Annotated in this window: 5 protein-coding genes and 1 rRNA gene; 4 read left to right on the top strand and 2 right to left on the bottom strand. The window is 67.9% G+C overall.

Features of this window, described 5'->3' with window-relative positions:
* The first annotated feature begins 2 nt into the window (after positions 1 to 2).
* Positions 3 to 120 (top strand): 5S ribosomal RNA (gene rrf / locus N2M23_RS20390).
* A 174-nt stretch (positions 121 to 294) separates the two neighbouring features.
* Positions 295 to 3,702, top strand: coding sequence for a bifunctional lysylphosphatidylglycerol synthetase/lysine--tRNA ligase LysX (gene lysX, locus N2M23_RS20385; RefSeq protein ID WP_265448121.1), 3,408 nt, complete (start codon positions 295 to 297; stop codon positions 3,700 to 3,702).
* A 15-nt stretch (positions 3,703 to 3,717) separates the two neighbouring features.
* Here the strand turns inward: lysX and N2M23_RS20380 are convergent, their stop codons facing one another.
* Entirely contained in the window at positions 3,718 to 4,209 is a 492-nt protein-coding gene (locus N2M23_RS20380; protein WP_265448120.1) for a phosphoribosyltransferase, read from the bottom strand.
* Between the two features lie 50 nt (positions 4,210 to 4,259).
* On the opposite strand from N2M23_RS20380, the gene N2M23_RS20375 reads away from it, so the two are divergent.
* A complete protein-coding gene (locus N2M23_RS20375) occupies positions 4,260 to 4,766 on the top strand; it encodes an AAA family ATPase (protein WP_265448118.1) in 507 nt (168 codons plus the stop codon).
* Positions 4,763 to 5,665, top strand: coding sequence for an amidohydrolase family protein (locus N2M23_RS20370; RefSeq protein WP_265448117.1), 903 nt, complete (start codon positions 4,763 to 4,765; stop codon positions 5,663 to 5,665). Before N2M23_RS20375 ends, N2M23_RS20370 begins: the two co-directional genes overlap by 4 nt.
* On the opposite strand, the gene N2M23_RS20365 is transcribed toward N2M23_RS20370, so the two are convergent.
* Positions 5,646 to 7,631 carry a thioredoxin domain-containing protein gene (locus N2M23_RS20365; protein WP_265448116.1) on the bottom strand — a complete coding sequence of 662 codons (1,986 nt, stop codon included), beginning with the start codon at positions 7,629 to 7,631 and terminating at the stop codon, positions 5,646 to 5,648. The two genes, N2M23_RS20370 and N2M23_RS20365, sit on opposite strands and share 20 nt — an antisense overlap.
* Between the last annotated feature and the right edge of the window lie 18 nt (positions 7,632 to 7,649).

Raw genomic sequence — 7,649 nt, 5'->3', positions numbered from 1 at the left:
GTTTCGGCGGTTATAGCGAAGTGGGAAACGCCCGGTCACATCCCGAACCCGGAAGCTAAGCCCTTCAGCGCCGATGGTACTGCACTCGGTAGGGTGTGGGAGAGTAGGACACCGCCGAACAAACATTTGAAGAAAGGCCCGCCTGAGTTACTCAGGCGGGCCTTTCGCATGTCCAGCATCCTGCCATTCCGCTCTCAGCCGGCGTCCGTGTGAGATTGTTAGGCTCGGCGACACGCCGCGTCACGGGAGCCGCGGGCCATCTTCGGGGAGCAGGCAGCATTGGAGCGACGAATCGTGCCGAAGCTTCCGCAACTGCTCAAGGGCTCGATCAATGCGTATGGCGGCCCGCGGCGCGAGCGCGTGTCAGTGCCGTGGCGTGAGCGGGTGGCCCGGTGGATCGGCCGGATCTACCTTTTCGCGGCGATCTGGTCGCTGGTCAGCGTGCTACTGCGGCACAACATCGTCGTCGAGATCGTCAGCGACCTGCTCGGCATGGTCAACGTGCCCTCCGAACCGAGCCTCTTCATCGTCTGCCTGCTCTTCGTGCTCGCGGGAGCGGTGCGCCGGCGACTGCGCGCCGGTTTCAACCTCGTCGTCATACTCATGGCGATCAGCGTGCTCGGCAGCCTGGCCGTCCTGCTCAGTGCGATCTTCCACCAGGAGTGGCTGCAGGACACCCAGCTGCGCGGCTTCGAGCGCGACTACTACTCGTTCATCACCAGCATCCCGGTCACCGCGGTGTTCTTCGCAATCGGTGTCGTCGTCCTGGTGCTGGTGGTGCGTTCGCGCAGTGCCTTCCCGGCGCGGCTCGCGGAAGGAAGCCGACTGGCCGCCGTGGGTGTGCTGGTCGTCGGCCTGCTGATTTCGTTCGCCGTCACCTTCTCCCTGGCTGCGACCGCCCCGAGCGAGTTGACGGGATCTCGGGAGATCGGTCGCTTCGCGCTCCGGTCGACGTTCGGCATCTCAAGCGACTCGACCAGTCCCGGGATGCACGGTCACACCGGCCACGCGTGGATCTACGGGCTCGCCGGCATCATGTCGACCATTGCGTTGCTGCTGGCGAGCCTGGTCTTCCTCCGCTCCGGTCGCGGACGGCAGTTCCAGAGCGCGGACGAGGAGCTCGCGGTCCGCCGGCTGCTCCTCCTGCACGGCGAGAACGACTCGCTCGGCTACTTCGCCACCCGCCGGGACAAGAGCGTGGTCTTCTCTCCGGACGGCGCAGCAGCGGTGACCTATCGCAACGAGGGCAGTGTCAGTGTCGCCAGCGCCGACCCGATCGGACGGGTGAGTTCCTGGCAGCCGGCTATTCAGGCGTGGTTGCAGCAATGCCGCGAACACGGTCTGTACGCCGCGGTGCTGTCCAGCTCCGAGCGGGGCACTCATGAGTATGTCGAGGCCGGTCTCAAGGCGTTCGCCCTCGGCGACGAAGCGATCATCGACACCGAGTCGTTCTCGCTGCGCGGCCGCACCATGCGCCCGGTCCGGCAGGCGGTGACCAGGGTCAGCCGGGCGGGCTACAGCACCCAGGTGCGCCGGCACAGCGAGCTGTCGCCCGAAGAGCTGCAGCGGATCTCCCAGCTCGCCGAGCAGTGGCGCGGCGAAGAGACCGAACGCGGATTCTCCATGGCGCTCAACCGGCTCGGTGACCCCGCCGACGGCCGCTGCGTGATCATCACTGCACACGACGCGACTGGCGACATACGCGGCTTCCTGTCGTTCGTGCCGTGGGGGGTGCGCGGGATCTCGTTGGACCTGATGCGTCGCGACCGGGACGCCGAGAACGGCCTCAACGAGTACATGGTCGCTCAGCTGATCGAGTCGGGCGCAGAACACGGCATTCGCCGGATCTCGTTGAACTTCGCGGTGTTCCGCGAGGTGTTCAGCAGCGCCGACCAGGTCGGCGCCGGTCCGATCACGCGGTTGAACGACGCAGCGTTGTCTTTCGCGTCGCGGTTCTTCCAGCTCGAGACGCTCTACCGGTCCAACGACAAGTACAAGCCGACGTGGGTGCCGCGCCTGCTGTGTTACGACCCGGCGCTCACCGTGCCCCGCGCGGGTCTGGCCATGGGCATCGCCGAGGGCTTCGTGCCGATGATCGGGCCACGCCTGCTGACCGGCCCGCGGCCGTCCGACGTGCAGCCGCCGCGCCCGGAGCCCTGGTTCGTCGACCGGGTGATCGAGCAGGAGGACGCATTGCTGCTGCCGGCCCCGCCGGCGATTCACCTCTCCGAGCAGCAGAAGGTCCGGCGGGGCAAGCTCGAGTTGTTGGACGAGGCCGGCGTGGACGCCTACCCAGTGCAGGTCCCGCGCAGCGACCGGGTGCGCGAGATCGTGCCGGCATACGACGATCTGCCGCCCGACACGGTGACCGACGACGTCGTCTCGGTGACCGGGCGGGTGCGCGCGGTGCGTGACCTCGGCGGGGTCTGTTTCGCGGTGCTCGACGACGACGGCGCGATGATCCAGGTGATGGTGACCACGGCGGACTCGCCCGACGCCGCGCGGTGCCTCTGGCGCAAGGCCGTCGATCTCGGTGACCTGGTCAGCGTCACCGGACCGGTCGCCACCTCCCGCAACGGCGAGCTGTCGGTGCTGATGACCGGTTGGCAGATGGCCGCGAAGTGTCTGCGTCCGGTGCCTGACCTGCACGTGCAGCTCAGCGACGACGTCCGGGCACGCAACCGGTCACTCGAGCTGCTGGTCGATGCGCAGGCGCGCGGCATGCTCGCGCAGCGGTCGGCGGCGGTGCGGACGATGCGGGAGGCGTTCGTGGAGCAGGGCTTCATGGAGGTCGAGACCCCGATGCTCCAGCCGATCCACGGTGGCGCCGCAGCACGGCCGTTCACCACGCACATCAACGCCTACAACATGGAGCTCTATCTGCGGATCGCGCCGGAGCTCTACCTGAAACGCTTGGTAGTGGGCGGTTTTCAGCGGGTGTTCGAGCTCAATCGCAACTTCCGCAACGAGGGTGCCGACGCGACGCACAACCCCGAGTTCACCTCCCTCGAGGCCTATGCCGCTTACGGCGACTACAACACAATGCGCGTGCTCACCCGTGAGGTCTTCCTGCGCGTGGCCACCGCCATACACGGACGACCGATTGCGTTGCGTCCCAACGGTGCTGGTGGGTATGACGAGGTCGATCTCTCACCGGAGTGGCCCGTGGTCACCGTGCACGACGCGGTGTCGAAGGCCGCGGGCGTGCAGCTCACGTCGTCGTCCAGCCGCGAGGAGGTGGCGCGGGTCTGCCGGCAGCACGACGTGGCGGTGCGGCCGGAGCACTCGGCGGGCAAGCTGGTGATGGAGCTCTACGAGGCACTGGTGGAGAAGCAGACGACGTTCCCGACGTTCTACTGCGACTTCCCGGTCGAGGTGTCGCCGCTCGCGCGGCGGCATCGCAACGATCCGCGACTGGCCGAGCAGTGGGACCTGGTTGCTTTCGGTGCCGAAATGGGCACTGCCTACAGCGAACTCACCGATCCGGTCGATCAACGGCAGCGCTTCACCGAGCAGTCGATGGCAGCCGCCGCCGGTGATGTCGAGGCGATGCAACTCGACGAGGCGTTCCTGTCCGCGCTTGAGTATGCGATGCCGCCGACCGGTGGGCTCGGATTCGGTGTCGACCGGTTGGTGATGATGCTGACCGGGCAGAGCATCAAGGCGACCCTGGCGTTCCCGTTCGTTCGCCCGCAGGGCTGAACCACCGGGGCGGCACTACTGCGGGTCCGTGGTCTGCCCGGCCTCGATCTGCGGCTTGCTGGACCAGGGGAAGTCGATCCACTCGTCGGTGCGCTTCCAGACGTAGTCCGACTTCACCACCGAGCGAGACTTCTCGTAGATGACCGCGCAGCGGGTCTCCTGCACGTGCCCCTCGCAGAACTGCTTGACCAGCTCCAACGTGCCGCCAGTGTCGGCCACGTCGTCGATGACCAGCACGGTCGCTCCCGAGAGATCGACCGGCTGGGGGACGGGCGGCAACATCACCGGCATCGGCAACCGTTCGTCGATGCCGGTATAGAACTCGACGTTCATCACGTGCACGTTCTTGATGCCGAGTGCGTAACTGATGGCGCCGGCCGGGATCAGACCGCCGCGCGCGATCGACATGATCAGGTCCGGCTGGTAGCCGTCGTCCGCGATCGCCTGCGCCAACTCGCGGCTGGCGTCGCCGAACATCTCCCAGGTGAGCACTTCCCGCTGCGTCATGACGGTCATTCTGTCTTAGCGCGCCGCGGCACGGTGGATAAGCTGCACGGGTGCCGCAACTCGTCCTGCTCAATGGCCCGCCGGCCGTCGGGAAGTCGACCCTTGCACGGCTGCGGGCAGAGCGCGAGCCGATGACGCTGTGCCTGGACCCCGACGAGCTGCGACCCCTGCTCGGCGCGTCCGTGCGTCACACACCGGAAGGTCTGCACGCGGTGCGTGAGCTCGCAGTGGCGATGGCCGACACTCACCTGCGGGCCGGTCACGACGTGTGGCTGCCGCAGCTGGTGCTCGCCGAGGAATTCCTCGACCGGCTCGCCGCTCTCGCGGCCGCTGCCGGGGCCGATTTCCGCGAGCTGTTGCTGCTCGACAGCCTGCAGCACATCAGTCGCCGGGTCGCCGCACGTGGCCGGGAGTTCGAGCCTACGGAGGATGAATTGGCCTGGTATCACAACAATTTCGTGCATCGGATCGGCCAGCGGCCGGATGTGTTGGTCCTGCAGTGCCAGGAGGGTGCCGCCGAGATCACCTATCGCGCGATCGATCAGGCGCTCACGTGACGACTCCCACGACGCCCGGCCCGCAGTCCGACGCCGAGATCCCCGCCTACCTCACGGCATTGGGTGTGCCCGGGCTCGCCGACATCCACGTGCACTTCCTGCCCGAGCCGATGCTTGCCAAGGTGTGGCGCTACTTCGACGAGGCCACCGAGCACTACGGCGCCCAGTGGCCGATCACCTACCGCTTCGACGAGCCGACCCGGTTGGCGGTGCTGCGCGACCTCGGCGTGCGTGGGGTGCCGTCGCTCACCTATCCGCACAAGCCGGCGATGGCGCGCTGGCTCAACGACTGGTGCACGGACTTCGCCGCACGGGTGCCGGACGCGATACACAGCGCGACGCTCTACCCCGAGCCGGGCGTGGGTGACTACGTCGGTGAAGCCCTCGACGCGGGAGCGCGTCTTTTCAAGATGCATGTTCAGGTCGGTGCCTACCGCCCCGATGACGAGTTGCTGGAGCCCGCCTGGGAGGCGCTTGCTGCCTCGGGAGTGCCTGTCGTCATACATGCCGGATCTGCGCCGATCCCAGGGGAGTTCACCGGGTCCGAGCGTGTCGCACGGGTGCTGGAGCGGCATCCGTCGCTGGCGCTGGTCATTGCGCATGCCGGCATGCCGGAGTATCACGAGTTCGCGGACCTGGTGGAGCGATTCGACAATGTGCACCTGGACACGACCATGGTGGCCACCGACTTCACCGGACGGTTCGCGCCCCTTCCCGACGGGTATGCCGAACGTCTCGGAGAGTTGCGGGACCGGGTCGTGCTCGGCTCGGACTACCCGAACATTCCATACCCCTATGCGCACCAGCTCGATGCGCTCGCCCGGCTACAACTGGGAGACGACTGGATGCGGGCGGTGTTGTGGGACAACGGCGCTCGGCTCATGCGTCTGGGCGGGTGAGGGCGGCAGCCAACTCCTCAGACGAGGTGACCGGACGGTCGCAGACAAACCCGCGACAGACATAGGCGGCGGGGTCACCGTCGACGAGCGGGCGCTCGGCGAGCAGCGGCTGCCCCGGGGCATCGGGTGGGCCGGCGACGACGACGGCGCCCGCGGTCGGCGTGCGCCATGCGGTGCGCCGCAAGCCGCGTGCGCCGCGGGTGTTGCCGACGACGGCCACCTGGAGCGGGCCGGCGAGGGTCGCCTCCGCGACCGCCAGTGCCCAGCCGGCGAATCGCGGTGCGGCCGTGGTGACTTCGCCCATGGAGGCGACCGCGCGCTCGGCGCGTTCGCGAGCACCGGTGTCCCCGGTGAGGGCGCTGTAGGTGAGCAACGCGCCCGCCAGACTGGAGGTGCCTGACGGTTCGGCGTTGTCTCCTGCCCCGCGGGGCGTGAGGAAGAGTTGCTCGCCGTCGGCGGCCGTGTCGCGGAATCCGCCATCGGGGGAGGCGAATTGGGCTTCGGCCGTCTGCAGCAGGTCGCTCGCCGCCCGGAGGTAGCTGACGTCCCCGGTTGCCTGGTGGAGGGCGAGCAGCCCCTCGGCCAGGTTGCCGTAGTCGTCCGCGACACCCGGTGCCGCACTGACGCGGCCGGCGCGCGAGGTGCGGCGCAGACGACCGTCGACCAGGTGCAGGGCGAGCACGTGGTCGGCGCACTGCTGTGCTGCCTCAACCCATTCCGGCACTCCGAGAATCATCCCGGCCTCGGCCAGTGCGGCGATCGCCAGGCCGTTCCACGAGGTCACGACCTTGTCGTCGCGCGCCGGCTGTGGTCGGGTCTGGCGTCTGGCCAGCAGTTTCGCCCTGGTGTCGTGCCACCAGCGGGCATCATCCGGGTCGCGTCGCAGCTGCAGGGTCGAGGCGCCTGCCTCGAAGGTGCCGGTCGGGGTCACGGCGAGCAGCCGAGCGGCCCGGCCGGCGTCCGCTTCGCCGAGGGCCTCGCGCAGTTGGTCCGGGGTCCACGCATAGGTCAGGCCTTCGACGCCATCGGTGTCCGCGTCGAGCGCGGACGCGAACGCGCCTTCCGCGGTGCCCAGGTCGCGCACCAGAAAATCGGCCGTCTCGCGCGAAACTCGTTCGGAAAGCTCGGATTTCGTGGTGCGCCAGAGGTGGGCGTAGACACGGAGCAACTGCGCGTTGTCATAGAGCATCTTCTCGAAGTGCGGCACGGTCCAGGTGGCGTCGACGCTGTAGCGCGCGAACCCTCCGGCGAGCTGGTCATACATCCCGCCGCGGGCCATCGCGTCACAAGTCTGCTCCGCCATCTGCAGCGACTTTTCGTCACCGGTGCGGGCGTGATGGCGCAGGAGGAATTCCAACACCATCGACGGCGGGAACTTCGGTGCGCTGCCGAACCCTGCGTTCGTCTCGTCATACTCCCCGGAGAGAGTGCGTACGGCGCGATCGGTCAACTCCGCTGTGGCTGCCTCCTGCCGGCCGCGTCCCGTGGCTGCCGACAACTGCTGGGCGATGTTCGCACTGGACGCGAGCACCTGGTCACGCTGGGTGTCCCACGCATGACGGCCAGCCGAAAGAAGTTGCAGGAACTGTGCTTTGGGCAAGTAGGTGCCCGCGAAGAACGGCTTGCCGTCGGGCGTGAGCAGACAGGTCATCGGCCAGCCCCCGTTGCCGGTCATCGCAGTCGTCGCAGTCATGTATGCCGCGTCGACGTCCGGTCGCTCCTCGCGGTCGACCTTGATCGGGATGTAGGCGGTGTTGATCGCCTCGGCGACCTCGTCGTCCTCGAACGACTCGTGCGCCATCACGTGGCACCAGTGACACGCGGCATAGCCCACCGAAAGCAGGATCGGCCGGTCCTGCTCCCGGGCGGCCTTCAGCGCGGCCGGCCCCCACTCCTGCCAGTCGACCGGGTTGTCGGCGTGCTGCCGTAGGTAGGGGCTCAGGGCATCGGCGAGTCGATTGGCCATGTCTTGAGTCTGCCTTGT

The organism is Flexivirga meconopsidis (genome assembly GCF_026162425.1).
GTDB classification, from domain to species: domain Bacteria; phylum Actinomycetota; class Actinomycetes; order Actinomycetales; family Dermatophilaceae; genus Flexivirga; species Flexivirga meconopsidis.
Note: the sequence above shows the minus strand (reverse complement) of the source record. Positions and strands in the feature narration are given on the sequence as shown.

Bases quoted from the DNA above. Each gene is read 5' to 3' on its own strand.
- N2M23_RS20380 (WP_265448120.1), bottom strand. From the start codon at position 4,209: ATGACGCAGCGGGAAGTGCTCACCTGGGAGATGTTCGGCGACGCCAGC.
- N2M23_RS20365 (WP_265448116.1), bottom strand. From the start codon at position 7,631: ATGGCCAATCGACTCGCCGATGCCCTGAGCCCCTACCTACGGCAGCAC.